This window comes from Pseudoalteromonas sp. CR1, assembly GCF_019392235.1.
Classification (GTDB): Bacteria; Pseudomonadota; Gammaproteobacteria; order Enterobacterales; family Alteromonadaceae; genus Pseudoalteromonas.
Genome location: NZ_JAHXRM010000656.1, coordinates 1 through 232, shown reverse-complemented (window position 1 = coordinate 232; position 232 = coordinate 1). Strand labels below are relative to the sequence as shown.

General features: G+C 72.4%; 1 protein-coding gene. It reads left to right on the top strand.

Annotation, left to right across the window (positions count from 1 at the left end; translation table 11 throughout):
• Positions 1-232 (top strand): hypothetical protein (locus KZZ04_RS20920; RefSeq protein ID WP_219424138.1); only part of this gene is annotated, 232 nt, incomplete at both ends.

The following is a 232-nucleotide window of genomic DNA, read 5'->3' as shown; positions in this document are numbered from 1 at the left end:
AGGAGCTCGCCGAGACCTTCGGCGATCGCGTCACCCTGGTCCCGATCGCGCGCTACCTGACTCCGCAGACCGCGCGCACCCTGATCGCCGAGGGCGACGTGGTCTTCTGCCAGCCCGACAACCACGCCACGCGCCGCATCGCCGAGCGCCGCTGCGCGCGCCTGCGCGACGCCGCGCTCTTCCTCGGCGGAAACGACGGTGTCGAGAAGGGCCGGAGCGGCACGTTCGGAAG